At 64.3% G+C, this 15,577-nt stretch carries 15 protein-coding genes; 10 read left to right on the plus strand and 5 right to left on the minus strand.

Going from position 1 to position 15,577, the window contains the following annotated elements; genetic code table 11:
- Window positions 1-2: 2 nt before the first annotated feature.
- Both UB31_RS01555 and UB31_RS01560 read left to right on the plus strand, forming a co-directional pair.
- On the plus strand, window positions 3-647 hold the full coding sequence (locus UB31_RS01555; protein WP_045000421.1) for a DUF47 domain-containing protein: 645 nt from the start codon (window positions 3-5) through the stop codon (window positions 645-647).
- 72 nt (window positions 648-719) lie between these two features.
- A complete protein-coding gene (locus UB31_RS01560) occupies window positions 720-1,727 on the plus strand; it encodes an inorganic phosphate transporter (RefSeq protein WP_045009559.1) in 1,008 nt (335 codons plus the stop codon).
- On the opposite strand, the gene sugE is transcribed toward UB31_RS01560, so the two are convergent.
- A complete protein-coding gene (gene sugE, locus UB31_RS01565; protein WP_045009560.1) occupies window positions 1,720-2,034 on the minus strand; it encodes a quaternary ammonium compound efflux SMR transporter SugE in 315 nt (104 codons plus the stop codon). The genes UB31_RS01560 and sugE overlap by 8 nt on opposite strands.
- Window positions 2,035-2,191: 157 nt before the next feature.
- Between sugE and UB31_RS01570 the strand changes: the two genes are divergently transcribed.
- The 8 genes from UB31_RS01570 to UB31_RS01605 all read left to right on the plus strand — a co-directional run bounded on the left by UB31_RS01570 (window position 2,192) and on the right by UB31_RS01605 (window position 10,929).
- A complete protein-coding gene (locus UB31_RS01570; RefSeq protein WP_045000416.1) occupies window positions 2,192-3,811 on the plus strand; it encodes a peptide chain release factor 3 in 1,620 nt (539 codons plus the stop codon).
- A gap of 80 nt (window positions 3,812-3,891) precedes the next feature.
- Entirely contained in the window at window positions 3,892-4,470 is a 579-nt protein-coding gene (locus UB31_RS01575; protein WP_045009561.1) for a UCP034077 family protein, read from the plus strand.
- Between the two features lie 93 nt (window positions 4,471-4,563).
- Window positions 4,564-5,148 (plus strand): NnrU family protein, encoded by a 585-nt coding sequence (locus UB31_RS01580; protein ID WP_045000413.1) that lies wholly within the window; start codon window positions 4,564-4,566, stop codon window positions 5,146-5,148.
- Window positions 5,149-5,226: 78 nt separating this feature from the next.
- Window positions 5,227-6,813, plus strand: a complete 1,587-nt coding sequence (locus UB31_RS01585) for a class I adenylate-forming enzyme family protein (protein WP_045009562.1) — start codon at window positions 5,227-5,229, stop codon at window positions 6,811-6,813.
- Window positions 6,814-6,992: 179 nt separating this feature from the next.
- Window positions 6,993-7,646: a tetratricopeptide repeat protein gene (locus UB31_RS01590; protein ID WP_045000408.1), complete on the plus strand. Its 654-nt coding sequence runs from the start codon at window positions 6,993-6,995 to the stop codon at window positions 7,644-7,646.
- Between the two features lie 30 nt (window positions 7,647-7,676).
- Entirely contained in the window at window positions 7,677-8,243 is a 567-nt protein-coding gene (locus UB31_RS01595) for a hypothetical protein (RefSeq protein ID WP_045000406.1), read from the plus strand.
- Between the two features lie 50 nt (window positions 8,244-8,293).
- Window positions 8,294-9,676, plus strand: coding sequence for a ribosome biogenesis GTPase Der (gene der, locus UB31_RS01600; RefSeq protein ID WP_045009563.1), 1,383 nt, complete (start codon window positions 8,294-8,296; stop codon window positions 9,674-9,676).
- Window positions 9,673-10,929: a TCR/Tet family MFS transporter gene (locus tag UB31_RS01605; protein WP_045009564.1), complete on the plus strand. Its 1,257-nt coding sequence runs from the start codon at window positions 9,673-9,675 to the stop codon at window positions 10,927-10,929. Before der ends, UB31_RS01605 begins: the two co-directional genes overlap by 4 nt.
- A gap of 95 nt (window positions 10,930-11,024) precedes the next feature.
- Here UB31_RS01605 and UB31_RS01610 read toward each other — a convergent pair whose 3' ends face one another.
- From UB31_RS01610 to UB31_RS01625, 4 genes are all read right to left on the minus strand, one after another.
- Window positions 11,025-12,251, minus strand: a complete 1,227-nt coding sequence (locus UB31_RS01610; RefSeq protein ID WP_045009565.1) for an ABC transporter substrate-binding protein — start codon at window positions 12,249-12,251, stop codon at window positions 11,025-11,027.
- A 166-nt stretch (window positions 12,252-12,417) separates the two neighbouring features.
- Window positions 12,418-13,497 (minus strand): NHL repeat-containing protein, encoded by a 1,080-nt coding sequence (locus tag UB31_RS01615; RefSeq protein ID WP_045009566.1) that lies wholly within the window; start codon window positions 13,495-13,497, stop codon window positions 12,418-12,420.
- A gap of 79 nt (window positions 13,498-13,576) precedes the next feature.
- The gene (locus UB31_RS01620) at window positions 13,577-14,722 is read right to left on the minus strand and encodes an NHL repeat-containing protein (protein WP_045009567.1); all 1,146 of its coding nucleotides are present in this window, start codon (window positions 14,720-14,722) and stop codon (window positions 13,577-13,579) included.
- 78 nt (window positions 14,723-14,800) lie between these two features.
- A complete protein-coding gene (locus tag UB31_RS01625; RefSeq protein WP_045009568.1) occupies window positions 14,801-15,541 on the minus strand; it encodes an SDR family NAD(P)-dependent oxidoreductase in 741 nt (246 codons plus the stop codon).
- Between the last annotated feature and the right edge of the window lie 36 nt (window positions 15,542-15,577).

Consider the following 15,577-nt stretch of genomic DNA (forward strand, 5'->3'; position numbering starts at 1 on the left):
CCATGATGCGATGGTTTCGCGCTTTCCTGCCCAAGGAAGAACGGTTCTTCGACCTGTTCGACCGCCACGCCCAGACCGTGATCCAGGGCTCCATCGCGCTCCAGGGCATGCTGAACGGGGGCGAGGAGACGCCGGTCTATTGCCAGCGCGTCAACCAGTTCGAGAACGACGCCGACAACATCACCCGCGAGGTGCTGACCGCGGTACGCCGCACCTTCATCACGCCGTTCGACCGCCTCGACATCAAAAACCTGATCACCTCGATGGACGACGCCATCGATCAGATGCAGCAGACGGCGAAGGCCGTGATGCTGTTCGAGGTCCGCACTTTCGAGCCGCCGATGCGAGAGATCGGCGCTCTGCTGATCGAATGCGCCAATCTGGTCGGCCGTGCACTGCCGCTGATGCAGGAGATCGGCAAGAACGTGGCCATGCTGACCGCGATCACGGAGGAGCTGACCAAGCTGGAGGGCCGCGTCGACGACCTCCATGACATCGGCCTGAAGGAGCTGTTCCTCAAACATCGCGATGGCAATTCGATGAACTTCATCGTGGGGGCCGAGATCTACGACCACCTCGAAAAGGTCGCCGATCGCTTCGATGACGTGGCGAACGAGATCAACAGCATCGTCATTGAACAAGTCTAGCGCATGATCCGGAAAAGTGTGCAGCGGTTTTCCGTTCAGATCATGCGCAAACTTTAAGGCAGGGGCCGCATTGTGGATGCTGCGTTGGGTCTTCCCGTCCTGGTCGGACTGATCGCCGTCGCGTTGCTGTTCGACTTCCTGAACGGCCTGCACGACGCCGCCAATTCGATCGCGACCATCGTCTCGACCCGCGTGCTGCGGCCGCAATTCGCAGTGTTCTGGGCTGCGTTCTTCAACTTCGTCGCCTTCATGGTGTTCGGCCTGCATGTCGCCCAGACCATCGGCACCGGCATCATCGATCCCGCGATCGTCGATGCCCAGGTGATCTTCGCGGCGCTGGTCGGTGCGATCGTCTGGAATATCGTCACCTGGGCGCTCGGCATCCCGTCATCCTCGTCCCACGCATTGATTGGCGGCCTGTTCGGTGCAGGCGTGGCCAAGGCCGGGCTCTCGGCGGCGGTCTGGAGCGGATTGTCCAAAACGGTGCTCGCAATCGTGCTGTCGCCACTCGTCGGCTTCTTGCTTGCGATGGTGCTGGTTGCGGTCGTCTCCTGGGCCTCGGTGCGATCGACGCCGTTTGCGGTCGATCGCGCCTTCCGCATCCTGCAATTTGCCTCCGCCTCGCTCTATTCACTTGGCCATGGCGGCAATGACGCGCAGAAGACCATGGGCATCATCGCCGTGCTGCTCTATTCGCAGGGCCAACTTGGCGGCGAATTCTTCGTGCCGTTCTGGGTGGTGCTGTCGTGCCAGGCGGCGATGGCGATGGGGACGCTGATGGGCGGCTGGCGCATCGTGCGCACCATGGGATTGCGCATTACAAAACTGACGCCGATGCAGGGCTTTTGCGCTGAAACCGGTGGCGCCGCGACCCTGTTCATCGCGACCTTCCTCGGGGTTCCCGTCTCGACCACCCACACCATCACCGGCGCCATCGTCGGCGTCGGCGCCGCGCGCCGCCTCTCGGCGGTGCGTTGGAATGTCGCGAGCTCGATCGTCTATGCCTGGGTGATCACGATGCCGGCCTCGGCGATCGTTGCGGCGCTGACCTGGTGGGCGGTCAAGATTTTCCTCAAGTAACGAGCTTCAGCCCGGCAATGCCGGCGACGATCAGTCCGATGCTGGCCAGGCGAAACGCGGTAGCCGGTTCGCCGAACAGGATGATGCCAAGCGCCGCGGTGCCGACCGCGCCGATGCCGGTCCAGACCGCATAAGCGGTTCCAATCGGAAGCGTCTTCAGGGCAACACCGAGCAGGATGACGCTGCCGGCCATGGCCGCGAGCGTGAGGATGGACGGAACGAGCCTGGTAAAGCCCTCGGTGTATTTCAGCCCGATCGCCCAAGCGATTTCCAAAAGACCGGCGACGAACAGGATGCTCCAGGCCACGACGACCCTCCGTGCAAGGCAGGGTCGTCCCCGCGGCTGATGTGCTGATGAGGGGGAAGGCCGTCCCTCCCAACGCCGATATGGGGCTGGCCGACGGGCTCCGCAATCACCAAATGAGGCTTGATCAGGCCCATTTTCCCTGCCAAACGCTGCCACCATGTCCGACATCGCCATTTCCGCCGAATCGCCGGCCCGTTCCCCGCTTGCCGCTGAAGTGGCGCGGCGGCGCACCTTTGCGATTATTTCGCATCCTGACGCCGGCAAGACCACGCTGACCGAAAAGCTGCTGCTGTTCGGCGGCGCCATCAATCTCGCCGGCCAGGTCAAGGCCAAGGGCGAGCGGCGCAACACGCGTTCGGACTGGATGAAGATCGAGCGCGAGCGCGGCATCTCGGTCGTGACCTCGGTGATGACCTTCGAGTTCGAAGGGCTCGTGTTCAACCTGCTGGATACGCCGGGCCACGAGGACTTTTCGGAAGACACCTATCGCACGCTCACCGCAGTCGACTCCGCCGTGATGGTGATCGACGCCGCCAAGGGTATCGAGGCGCGGACGCGAAAGCTGTTCGAGGTCTGCCGCCTGCGCGACATCCCGATCATCACCTTCATTAACAAGATGGATCGCGAGAGCCGCGACGTCTTCGATCTGCTCGACGAGATCGAGAAGACGCTCGCGCTCGACACCACGCCGATGACGTGGCCGGTCGGCCGCGGCCGCGATTTCCTCGGCACCTATGATGTCGTCAATGGCGGCGTGCGCCTGCTCGAAGGCGGCGGCGCCAAGACCGGCGCGGCGCAGCAGATCGAGATCGCCGAACTCGGAAAGCTCAACGCCAATCTCGACGTATCGGCAGTGAAGGACGAGCTCGAGCTCGTCACCGCGGCTTCCAAGCCGTTCGAGCTGGAGGCCTTTCGTGAGGGGCATCTGACGCCGGTCTATTTCGGCAGCGCGCTGCGCAATTTCGGCGTCGGCGATCTCTTGGAAGGGCTCGGCAAGTTCGCGCCCGAGCCGCGCGCGCAGGAGAGCGACCAGCGCAGGGTCGAAGCAACCGATCCACGCATGAGCGCCTTCGTGTTCAAGATCCAGGCGAACATGGATCCGAACCATCGCGACCGCATCGCCTTCGCGCGGCTCTGCTCCGGCAAGCTCAGCCGTGGCATGAAGGCCAAGCTGGTGCGCACCGGCAAGAGCATGCCGCTGTCGAGCCCGCAATTCTTCTTCGCGCAGGATCGTTCGGTCGCGGACGAGGCCTTTGCCGGCGATGTCGTCGGCATTCCCAACCACGGCACGCTGCGCATCGGCGATACCCTGACCGAGGGCGAGGATTTCAACTTCGTGGGCGTGCCGAGCTTCGCGCCGGAAATCGTCCGCCGAGTCCGGCTGACCGATGCGATGAAGGCGAAGAAGCTGAAGGAAGCGCTCCAGCAGATGTCGGAAGAGGGCGTCGTGCAGGTGTTCCGCCCGCGCGACGGCGCGCCGGCGCTGGTCGGTGTCGTCGGTGCGCTCCAGCTCGACGTGCTCAAGGCGCGCCTGGAGGCGGAGTATTCGCTGCCGGTCGAGTTCGAGGTGAGCGAGTTCCAGCTCGCGCGCTGGGTCGCTTCGGACGACCGCAAGAAGCTCGACACGTTCCTCGCCGCCAACACCTCGAGCATCGCCGACGATGTCGACGGCGATCCCGTGTATCTGGCCAGGAACGAGTTTTATCTCGGCTATACGAAGGAACGCGCCGAGGGCATCGAGTTCACCAACGTCAAGGACGTCAAGAAGAAGGGGTAGGGCGCGGCCCAGCCGCTTGAGCGCGAGCATGTGAACGCCCGCGGGCTTGACGGATTCTCTGGCGGTGCCACGTTCTGCTGATGTGGCGCTACGTCCCTGTTCTTATCCTGCTGGCGATATCAACGGTTGCGGCCGACGCGCGGCACCGGCAGATCAATCCGATCCCGTTTTCGCACGAGCCGTGCAGCGTGCTCGACAGCCGGCCCTGCACGCCGTCCTTTTGTAGCGTGCTCCAGCACGGTCCCTGTATTCCCGAGATCGACTATCCCTACGGGGAGAATCTTCAGCTCACGATCGAGAGCGTGCCGCCTGAGGCCGATCGCGCCAAATACCAGAAGCCCGATCACGATCTCGATACGATCGGCGACCTCTTCGCCGAGCTGCGGACCTGCTGGTCGCCGCCATCAGACAATGGGCGAGCGGGCATGCAGATGTCGGTGCGCTTCAGCTTCAACAAGACCGGCGGCCTGGTCGGCCCACCGCGCCTGACCTTTGCGACCGCGGGCGTCCCGGCCGATACAAGAACGACCTATCTGAATGCGATCAATGCATCGTTGAATGCCTGCCTGCCGCTGAAATTCACCAGCGGTCTTGGTGGCGCCTTGGCCGGGCGGCCGATCGCGATCCGCTATGTCGATAATAGGGAACTTGGCAAGTAGTGCGCGACCCGATCTTCCTGAGCAGCGCCGTTGCGACCATCCGCCAATCAATGATACGCCATAAGCGGGGCGTTGGTTGAGGGGGAGGACGTCGTGGGTCTGCTGGTCATGATCCTGGGGCTGGTGCTGTTTTTCGCCGCCCATGTTTTCACAACAAAACGCGAGGCGCGCGCGCAGGCGATCGCGAGGCTGGGCGAGGGGACTTATAAGATCCTCTATTCGCTGGTGTCTCTCGCAGGTCTGGCGCTGATCGTCTGGGGCTTTGCGCATTATCGCGCGACCGGCTGGATCGACGTCTGGTACCCGCCGAAGGCCATGAAGCACATCACGATCGCGCTGATGCTGCCTGCCGTCATCCTGGTGGTTGCGTCCTACTTGCGTGGCCGTATCTATGCGACGCTGAAGCATCCGATGCTGGCCGGGATCAAGCTGTGGGCGGCCGCGCATTTGTTGGCGAACGGCGATCTCGGATCCATCATCCTGTTCGGCTCGTTCCTGGGCTGGGGGGTGTATGACCGCATCTCGCTCAAACATCGCACAGACGGCGGCGGGCCGCCGATCCCGGTGGGCGGCGTCACCAACGATTTGATCGCGGTTGCAGTCGGAATCGTTGCCTATCTGGCGCTGGCTTTCGCGTTCCACCCAGTCGTGATTGGCGTTCCCGTCATGGGGAGCTAGCCTCAGCCGATCAGCGCAAGACGGGGACCCGTGCCCATGCGCGGAAGGTGACAAAAGCAACAAGCCGAGGGCCCTCCGATGGACTGGTCGCAATCTCAGATTCCGCCGATGCGGCTCGAGGCGCGCTTTGGCGATCGGGTGGTGCCGGCCTTCGGCGACCGGCCCGCGAACATCTGGGCCATGATCGCGGACGCCTGCGCGCGCAATGGCAATGGCGAAGCGCTGATCTGCGGCAATGTCCGGCTAAGCTGGCGGCAGGCGGTGGACCAGGCTACGCGGATTGCATCGGGTTTTCGCAAGCTGGGGCTGCGACGCGGTGACCGCGTTGCCATCCTGCTCGGTAACCGCATCGAATTTCCGCTGCTGTTGTTTGCCGCGGCGCATGAGGGGCTTGTCACCGTCCTGCTCAGCACGCGCCAGCAGAAGCCGGAGATCGCCTATGTCCTCACCGATTGCGGCGCCAAAATTCTGATCCACGAAGCGGCGCTCGCAGGACGGTTGCCCGATGCGCGGGACATCCCGGACGTGATCCACCGGATTCCTGTCGATGACGATGCGGCTCTGTCGCGCTTTGCGGTGCTCGCGGACAACGCGCCGCCACCGGCACCGGTCGAGACGAGCGAAGAGGACACCGCGATGATCCTCTACACCTCGGGCACGACCGGCAAACCGAAGGGCGCGATGCTGGCCCATTGCAACATCGTCCATTCCTCGATGGTGTTCGTGTCCTGCCTGCAATTGACGGCGGCCGACCGTTCGATCGCTGCCGTGCCGCTCGGCCACGTCACTGGCGTGGTCGCCAACATCACGACGATGATCCGCTGCGGCGGCGCGCTGATCATCATGCCGGAGTTCAAGGCCGCCGACTATCTCAAGCTCGCCGCGCGCGAGCGCGTCACCTACACGGTGATGGTGCCGGCGATGTACAATCTCTGCCTGCTCCAGCCGGACTTCGACAGCTATGATCTGTCGAGCTGGCGCATCGGCGGCTTCGGTGGTGCGCCGATGCCGGTCGCGACCATCGAGAAGCTCGAGGCGACGATTCCCGGCTTGAAGCTTGCGAACTGCTACGGCTCGACCGAGACGACATCGCCGTCAACGATCATGCCGGGTGAGCTGACGGCGAGCCATATCGACAGCGTCGGCCTGCCGTGTCCCGGCGCGCGGATCATCGCGATGGGAACGGACGGGCGCGAGCTGCCGCATGGCGAGATCGGCGAGCTCTGGATCCAGAGCGCCTCCGTCATCAAGGGCTACTGGAACAACCCGAAGGCCACGGCCGAAAGTTTCACCAGCGGCTTCTGGCATTCCGGCGATCTCGGCTCGGTCGATGCTGACGGTTTTGTTCGCGTGTTCGACCGGCAGAAGGACATGATCAACCGCGGTGGTCTGAAGATCTATTCCGCCGAGGTCGAATCCGTGCTCGCCGGCCATCCCGCCGTGGTCGAGAGCGCGATCATTGCCAAGCCATGCCCGGTGCTGGGCGAGCGCGTCCACGCCGTGGTGGTGACGCGCATGCAGGCCGGGAGCGACGATCTGCGGGCCTGGTGCGCCGAACGGTTGTCCGATTACAAGGTGCCGGAGACGATGACGATCACGGCCGACCCGCTGCCACGTAACGCCAATGGCAAGGTGCTGAAGCGGCAGTTGCGGGAGCTCTGGTAGGGACCTGAGCGGGGACGAGCCTCACCCCGGGCTATCCCGGACCGAGCGTTAACGCCTTGATCGGGCTTGCTTTGCCTTGCCTCCGCCATATCGATAGGTTATCGCCGCCGCACGTGGGGACGGGTTTTAGACGCGCACAATCTGGCGCGCGCTGCCGGCTGGGCATGGGATTAGCTTAAGTGTCTGAATTATTTGACGAAGTCGACGAGGAAGTACGTCGCGAACAGCTCAAGAAGCTGTGGGACAAATATTCGATCTACTTCATCGCCCTGATGGTGCTGGTCGTGGCGGCCGTCGGCGGCTGGCGCGGCTACCAGTACCTGGAGGCCAAGAAGGCGGCCGAGGCCGGCGCTGCCTTCGAGAAGGCCGTCGAGCTGTCGGAACAGGACAAGCACACCGAGGCCGAGGCGGCCTTTACCGATCTCGCCGCCAAGGCCCCCTCGGGCTACCGCACGCTGGCGCGGCTGCGCGCTGCGGCCGAGGCGGCGGCCCGCGACCCCAAGGCTGCAGCCAAGATCTACGACGACATCGCCGCTGATCGCGGCGTCGGCGGCGAGTGGCAGGATCTCGCAAAAATCCGTGCGGCTGGCTTGCTGCTCGACAGCGCTGGCTATGCCGACATGCAGCAGCGATTAGAGGCGTCCGCCACGCCCAAGTCGACCTACCGCCACAGCGCCCGCGAGATGCTGGCGCTGTCGGCCTGGCGCAACAACGACATGACCGCGGCCCGCAAATGGCTCGACGCGATCGCCGAGGACGGCGAAACGCCGCCGGGGCTGCGCTCGCGCGCTGAGGCGCTACAGGCCTTGCTGCCGCCCGTCGCCAAAAGCTGACGGTCCCGAGAGCTGAGACGAGATACTGATATGCGCCGCACGACCCGCTTGATCGCAGCCGCCGTCCTGATCGCCTTCACCGGCGTCCTGGGCGGCTGCTCCAGCTTCGATCCGAGCGACATGCTCGATTGGCTCGACACCAAGAAGAAGCTGCCGGGCGACCGCAAGCCGGTCTTCCCCGAGGGCGTGCCGGGCCTCGAGCAGGGCGTGCCGAAAGACATGTACAAGGGCGCCCAGCAACAACAGCCGGATCCGAATGCGCCTGCCGTTGCAGCGCTGCCCGTCGAGCCGCCGCCCGCTGAAGCGGCGAAACCGTCGAAATCCGCCAGGGCGAAGAAGACCAGGCAGCCGGCCGCGACCGCAGCCGCACCGGCTGAAGCGCCGGCCGGCGAGGTCGATGGCGAGACCCAGCCCGAGGCGGCGCCAGCGCCGGCGGCACCGCCGCCAAAGCAGAAGATCGTCCGCAAGCGCACCACTGCGCCGCCGCCGGACCAGCAACCCGTACAGCAGCCGGCGCAATCGGCGCAGACCACCCAGCAACAGCAGTCGCAGGGGGCCTTCCCGGCACCGATGCCCAGCGGCAGTTTCTCCCGCTGATATTTTTCACTGAATTGACAGGCGCCACCTCCGCGGCGCACGAATGACCAATGTCCTTTATGATAGCCATTATCGGCCGGCCCAATGTCGGCAAGTCGACGCTGTTCAACCGCCTGGTCGGACAGAAGCTCGCGCTCGTCGATGACCTGCCCGGCGTCACCCGCGATCGCCGCGAGGGCGAGGCCAGGCTCGGCGATCTCGAATTCACCATCATCGACACCGCCGGCCTCGACGAAGGCGCCAAGGGCTCGCTGACTGCGCGCATGCAGGAGCAGACGGAGACCGCCATCGCGCTGGCCGATGCGCTGTTCTTCGTGATCGATGCCCGCGCAGGTCTGACGCCGAACGATCGCGCCTTTGCCGATTTCGCCCGCCGCGCCAACAAGCCGGTGCTGCTGGTCGCCAACAAGAGCGAGGGCAAGCACGGCGAAATCGGCGCGATGGAGGCCTACGCGCTCGGCCTCGGCGATCCCATCCAGATCTCCGCCGAGCACGGCGAGGGCATGGGCGAGCTCTACGACGCTCTCCGAGAGCTGATGCCGGAGCCTGTGGAGGAGGATGAGGCCGAGGACGACGAGCCGCTGACCGAGGAAGAGGCCGCAACGCGTCCGATCCGGGTTGCCATCGTCGGCCGGCCCAATGCCGGCAAGTCGACCATGATCAACTATCTCCTCGGCGAGGAGCGTCTGCTGACGAGCCCGGAGGCCGGCACGACGCGCGATTCCATTGCGGTCGAGATCAACTGGAAGGGCCGCGAATTTCGCGTGTTCGATACCGCCGGCCTGCGCCGCCGGTCGCGCATCGAGGAGAAGCTCGAAAAGCTCTCGGTTGCGGATGCGCTACGCGCGGTGCGCTTTGCCGAAGTCGTCGTGATGATGATGGATGCGCAGAACCGATTCGAGGAACAGGATCTGCGCATCGCCGATCTGATCGAGCGCGAGGGCCGCGCGGTCGTGCTCGCCGTCAACAAATGGGATCTGATGGAAAGCAAGGGTGGCGGCGCCATCTCCGGCCTGAGCCGGGATGCCGACCACTTGCTGCCGCAGATCAAGGGCGTGCCGATCGTCGCCGTCTCCGGCTTGATGGGCGAGGGCATTGATCGCCTGATGCAGGCGATCCAGGACGCCTATGCGCTCTGGAACAGGCGGGTCTCGACCTCGGCCTTGAACCGCTGGTTCGAGGAGGCGGTCCAGGCCAATCCGCCGCCCGCCGTGTCCGGCCGCCGGCTGAAGCTGAACTATATCACGCAGACAAAGGCGCGACCGCCCAGCTTCGTGCTGTTCTGCTCGCGCGCGGACGCCATACCGCAGTCATATTTGCGCTACCTCACCAATTCGCTGCGTGAGGCTTTCGAGCTGCCGGGCACGCCGATCCGCATCACCCTGCGCGAGAAGGTCAATCCGTTCGCGCACAAGCGTAAGCGGCCGTCGTGAGCGAAGAGGCCGGCGAGGCGATAGCGCAAAGCGCTGCGCCGGTCCGGCGCGGTGCCGTCGCCTTCATCTTCGTCACCATCCTGCTCGACATGCTCGCACTCGGCGTGATCATGCCGATCCTGCCAAAGCTGATCGAGAGCTTCGTCGGCAACGACACCGCGCATGCGGCGCGCATCTTCGGCCTGTTCGGCACCGCCTGGGCGCTGATGCAGTTCGTGTTCTCACCGCTTCTGGGCGCGCTGTCGGATCGCTTCGGGCGCCGGCCGGTGGTGCTGTTGTCGAATTTCGGGCTCGCCGCCGACTACGTGCTGATGGCGCTTGCCCCGTCGTTGACGTGGTTGTTCGTTGGCCGCGTGATCTCCGGCATCACCTCGGCCAGCATCTCGACCGCCTTTGCCTATATCGCCGACATCACGCCGCCGGAGCGACGCGCGGCGGTCTTCGGCAAGATCGGTGCGGCCTTCGGCGCCGGCTTCATCCTGGGTCCGGCGCTGGGCGGTCTGCTCGGCGATATCGATCCGCGGCTACCGTTCTGGGCATCGGCGTGCCTGAGCTTCGCCAATGCGCTCTACGGTCTCTTGATCCTGCCGGAATCGTTGGCGCCGGAGAAACGCGCAGCCTTTCGCTGGACCAGCGCCAATCCGGTGGGAGCGCTGCATCTGCTGCGCTCCAACGCGGGGCTGGCGGCGCTGTCGGTCGTCAACTTCATCGCACAGGTCGCGCATGTCGTGCTGCCGTCGACCTTCGTGCTGTACGCGACCTATCGCTATGGCTGGGATTCCAAGACCGTCGGACTGACGCTGGCGATGGTTGGCGTCTGCGCCATGGTGGTGCAGGGGCTCGCCATCGGCCCGATCGTCCGCGTCCTCGGCGAGCGTGGCACGCTTCTGCTCGGATTGTGCTGCGGCGCCGTCGGTTTCGCGATCTTCGGCAGTGCGCCGACTGGACCGCTGTTCTGGCTCGGCATTCCCGTGATGTCGCTGTGGGGTATCTCGGGGGCTGCACTCCAGTCGCTGATGACGCGGCTGGTTGCGCCCGATCAGCAAGGCCAGTTGCAGGGCGCCACCTCGAGCGTGCAGAGCGTGTCGCAGCTCGTCGGCCCGTTCCTGTTCACGCTGACGTTTTCATATTTCATCGGCGCCAGCGCGCCGATGCATTTGCCCGGCGCACCGTTTTTGCTTGCGGCGGCGCTGATGGTGCTGTGCGCGGCGATCGCGGTGCGGACGCTGGCTGCGACGAAGACGGTCTCGTAGGGTGGGCAGAGCGAAGCGTGCCCACCGTCTCTTCGTTTACAGAGAGATGGTGGGCACGGCGCTTTCGCGCCTTTGCCCATCCTACGAAATCCCGCTTACTTCTTCACCAGCGGGCACTCGCTGTCCTTGAGCGGCTTGGCGGCATCTTCGGCCGAGATGGTCGCGACCAGCTTGTAATAATCCCAAGGCCCCTTCGACTCTTCCGGCTTTTTCACCTCGAACAGATAGGCCGGGATGATGCGGCGGCCGTCCTCGCGCAGCGGGCCCTTGCCGAACAGCGGATCGTCGGTCGGGATTTCCTTCATCTTGGCGACGACCTTGGCGCCGTCGTGCGGATTGCCGCCGAGCGCTTCCAGCGCCTTCAAATAATGCAGCACGGCGGCATAATTGCCGGCCTGGGTCATCGATGGCATCGCCTTGTTGGCCGCCTTCTCCTGGAAGCGCTTGGACCAGGCGCGCGTGTTCTCGTTGAGGTCCCAGTAGAAGGATTCGGTGAAGGTCAGGCCGTGCGCGGTCTTGAGGCCGAGCGAGTGGACGTCGTTGATGAACAGCAGCAGCGCAGCGAGCTTCTGGCCGCCTTCGACGATGCCGAACTCGGCCGCCTGCTTGATCGAGTTGGTGGTGTCGCCGCCGGCATTGGCGAGTCCGACGATCTTCGCCTTGGAGTTCTGCGCCTGGAGCAGGAATGACGAGAAGTCCGACGTGTTGAGCGGGTGCTTGACGCCGCCGAGCACCTTGCCGCCGTTCGCGGTGACGACCGCGCTGGTGTCACGCTCCAGCGCAGCGCCGAAGGCGTAGTCGGCCGTCAGGAAGAACCAGGTGTCGCCGCCCGCCTTGGTCAGCGCCTTGCCGGTGCCGGTGGCCAGCATGTAGGTGTCGTAGCTGTAGGAGATGGTGTTGGCGTTGCAGGCCTTGCCGGTGAGGTCGGCGCTGGCGCCGCCATTGTTGAGCAGGACGGAATTCTTTTCCTTGACCAGGTTGCTGACGGCCAGCGCCACACCGGAGTTCGGCGTATCGGCGATCGCGTCGACCTTCTGAGTGTCGATCCACTGGCGCGCGATGTTGACGCCGACATCAGGCTTGTTCTGGTGATCGCCACTGAGAACCTCGATCTTCCAACCCTTCGCCAGCAGGCCGGAATCGTCGACCGCCATCTTGACCGCCATCACCGCATTGGGGCCGCCGATATCGGCGTAAAGGCTCGACATGTCGTTGAGCACGCCGATCGTGGCGGTCTTGTCCTGGGCGTAGGCGGATGTTGCAAAACCGAAGGCGGCGCAGGCCATAAGGGCCGCAGAGCGGCGCGCGAACGTCGTCGTCATAAAGGTTTCCTCCATTGTCAAATATGCGGACGGCCCTCTTGGATGAAGCCTTGGTCCGGCCGATTCCGTAGCCTGTCCCGCGGTCGGCGGCAATGCGCCTAAAGCCGGATGACGCTGCGTCGTAGCGTCATCCGGCGGTTAACTTTTGGGCAAAAAGAGGCGTCTTCTACTTAAGCGCGTCCGAGGTCAGCTTGAATTTCTGGATGCGCTTTCCGGTGTCGACCTCGGCGGTATAGACGTTACCCTTGGTATCTACCGCCATCGCGTGGACCCAGTGGAATTGCCCGGCATTGCGGCCGTTGCGACCAAAACTGCCGACCACGCTGCCGTCGTCGCGCTTGATGATCCGGATCTCGTTGTTCTCGCCGTCGGCGCTGAGCAGATAGGTCTGCTTCGGATCAGGCCAGATCGCGATGTCCCACACAGCGCCGTTGCCGAGCGTGTTCTTCTCGAAGAAGAACTCCTTCACGAAGGTGCCGTCTTTCTTGAACACCTGGATGCGGTCGTTGATGCGGTCGCAGACATAGACCAACCCGTCACTGGCAATCTTCACGCAGTGAACGGGGTTGCCGAATTGCTGCGAGACTGGCGCCTTGGGATCGTAGGGCGCCTGCTTGTCGTCGTTCGGCTTGTTGCCGTAAGCGCCCCAGTGCCGTTTATAGGTGAGCGTGCTCGTGTCGAACACGATGACGCGGCGGTTGCCATAGCCGTCGGCGACGTAGATCTCGTTCGCTTCCTTGTCGATCGCGGTTTCGGCGGGCTTGCCGAGTTGTGTCGTGTCATTGCTGCCGAGGCTCGGCGCGATCTTGCCGATCTGGGCCACGAACTTGCCGTCGAGCGTGAATTTCAGGATCGCATTGTCGTTGTCGGCATTGCCGCCGACCCAGACGAAGCCACGTTCGTCGACTTCGATGCCGTGCTCGCGGCCGACCCATTCATAGCCTTCGCCCGGACCACCCCAGGACCGCAGCAGATTGCCGTCGGTGTCGAATTCGAGCACGGGCGGCGCAGAGATGCAGCACTTCGAGCGCGGCGGGTTGAGGCTCGCGCCCTTCTCGTCATCGGTGAGTGAGCGCGGACGGTGGATCACCCAGATGTGGCCCTGCGAGTCGACGGTGATGCCGCCGACCTGGCCGAGGATCCAGTTGTTCGGCAGCGGCTTTGGCCAGGACGGGTCGACGGCGAAGGTCGGGACGTCGCCGGCTAGCGCCGGTGCGGGCGAGCCGATGAGGGCGGCAGAAATCATACAGGCGGAGATCAATCCGCACAGTCTAAGGCGCACGCGAGCGAGCGTCGGCGTCATGAGAACCTCCTGTGATTGCTGCTTACTTGAGCGCGTCCGAGGTCAGCTTGAATTTCTGGATGCGCTTGCCCTCGACCTCGCCCGTATAAACGTTGCCCTTGGCGTCAACCGCCATGGCGTGGAGCAGGGCGAACTGCCCGGCATTGCGGCCATTATGGCCGAAGCTGCCGACCACGCTGCCGTCGTCGCGCTTGATGACACGGATCTCGTTGTTGGTGCCGTCGGCGTTCAACAGATAGGTCTGCTTCGGATCCGGCCACAGTGCGAGATCGAACACCGCACCGTCGCCGCGACTGTCCTTCTCATAGATCCACTCCTTCACGAAGGTGCCGTCCTTCCTGAACACCTCGATGCGGTTCTGGCTGCGGTCACAGACATAGACCAGCCCGTCATTGGCGATCTTGATGCAGTGGACGGGATTGCCGAACTGCTCCTGCGCGGCGGCGCTCGGATCGTAAGGTGGCTGCTTGTCGTCGTTCGGGGTCTTGCCGTGACCGCCCCAATGCCGCCTGTAGGCGAGCGTGGTGGCGTCGAACACGATGACGCGGCGATTGCCGTAACCGTCGGCGATGTAGAGTTCGTTGGCGTCCTTGTCGATCGCGATCTCGGCGGGGCGGCCGAGCTGTGTCGTGTCGTTGCTGTTGGTGCGCGGCGCGATCTTGCCGATCTGGCCAAGATATTTGCCGTCGAGCGTGAATTTCAGGATCGCGCTGTCATTGTCGGCATTGCCGCCGACCCAGACGAAGCCGCGCTCGTCGACCTCGATGCCGTGCTCGCGGCCGACCCATTCATAGCCTTCGCCAGGTCCGCCCCAGGAGCGCAACAGATTGCCGTCGACGTCGAATTCCAGCACCGGCGGCGCCGGCACGCAGCATTTTGCCCGCGGTGGGTTGAGGGTCGCGGCCTTCTCGCCATCGATCAGCGAGCGCGGGCGGTGGATCACCCAGATATGCCCCTGCCAGTCGACGGTGATCCCGCCGATCTGGCCGATGATCCAGTTGTTCGGGAGCTGCTTGGGCCAGGCGGCATCGACTGCGAAGGTCGGAACATCGCCCGCCATGGCAGCGCCCGGAAGCACGAATGCGATCGTTGCGATCAGGATAGCGATGGAGTGCGAGATATTTGCGAGCGCACGGTTGAAGTGTGCGCGATCATGCCACGATGCCATGGCAACCTCCCTTTTTTGGCTTGCGGCTTGCTGCCGCTTGAGCACGGGCAGTCAATCGCGGGGAGGGGCTTAAGTCAATCAGGCCGGCGAGCGGAAGCTCATCAGCGCGCGGGTCTTGTAGTCATAAAACTTGCCGGTCTCAGTCCAGTCGGGCGTGCACAGCGCGACGATGAATTCGGCGACCTGCTCGGGCGTCTCCAGCGTCGCAGGATCCTCGCCCGGCATCAGGGTGGCGCGCATGCGGGTGCGGATCGGGCCGGGGTTGAACAGGTTGACGCGGAGTGCTGTGTTTGCGGTCTCCTGCGCCCAGGCGCGCGCCAGCGTTTCCAGCGCGGCTTTGGAGGCGGCGTAGGGGCTGACATAGGCGGTCGCCTTGTTGGCCGCGCCCGAGGTGATGAACACGGCGCGGCCGGCATCGGACTGTTTGAGCAGCGGCTCCATGCAGCGGATCAGCTGGAAGTTCGCAGAGACGTTGACGGCCATGACGTCGTTGAAGGTCTTGAGCTCGATATGGCCGACCGGCGAGGAGGGGCCGAGCACGCCGGCATTGCCGACGAGGATGTCGAGCTTGCCGTAGCGCTCATGCAGGCCAGCGCCGAGGCGCGCGATGCCGTCGGAATCGGTGAGGTTGAGCGGCACCAGCGTGGCGCTGCCGCCGTTCTTCTGGATCTCGTCGTCGAGCTCCTCGAGCCCGCCCTGCGTGCGCGCTGTCGCCACGATATGCGCGCCGGCCTTGGCGAGTGCTTTAGCCGTGGCGAAGCCGATGCCGCGCGAGGCGCCGGTGACGAGAGCGATGCGGTTGGCGAGGGGTTTTGTCATCGAACGTCTTTATCCAGCGTCGTCCCGGCGAAGGCC

Origin of the sequence: Bradyrhizobium sp. LTSP849 (genome assembly GCF_000938255.1) — a bacterium.
Classification (GTDB): Bacteria; Pseudomonadota; Alphaproteobacteria; order Rhizobiales; family Xanthobacteraceae; genus Bradyrhizobium.

Coding starts and splice junctions, on each gene's coding strand:
- UB31_RS01555 (WP_045000421.1), top strand. CDS start 3: ATGATGCGATGGTTTCGCGCTTTCCTGCCCAAGGAAGAACGGTTCTTC.
- UB31_RS01570 (WP_045000416.1), top strand. CDS start 2,192: ATGTCCGACATCGCCATTTCCGCCGAATCGCCGGCCCGTTCCCCGCTT.
- UB31_RS01575 (WP_045009561.1), top strand. CDS start 3,892: ATGTGGCGCTACGTCCCTGTTCTTATCCTGCTGGCGATATCAACGGTT.
- UB31_RS01585 (WP_045009562.1), top strand. CDS start 5,227: ATGGACTGGTCGCAATCTCAGATTCCGCCGATGCGGCTCGAGGCGCGC.
- UB31_RS01595 (WP_045000406.1), top strand. CDS start 7,677: ATGCGCCGCACGACCCGCTTGATCGCAGCCGCCGTCCTGATCGCCTTC.
- der (WP_045009563.1), top strand. CDS start 8,294: ATGTCCTTTATGATAGCCATTATCGGCCGGCCCAATGTCGGCAAGTCG.
- UB31_RS01610 (WP_045009565.1), bottom strand. CDS start 12,251: ATGACGACGACGTTCGCGCGCCGCTCTGCGGCCCTTATGGCCTGCGCC.
- UB31_RS01615 (WP_045009566.1), bottom strand. CDS start 13,497: ATGATTTCTGCCGCCCTCATCGGCTCGCCCGCACCGGCGCTAGCCGGC.
- UB31_RS01620 (WP_045009567.1), bottom strand. CDS start 14,722: ATGGCATCGTGGCATGATCGCGCACACTTCAACCGTGCGCTCGCAAAT.
- UB31_RS01625 (WP_045009568.1), bottom strand. CDS start 15,541: ATGACAAAACCCCTCGCCAACCGCATCGCTCTCGTCACCGGCGCCTCG.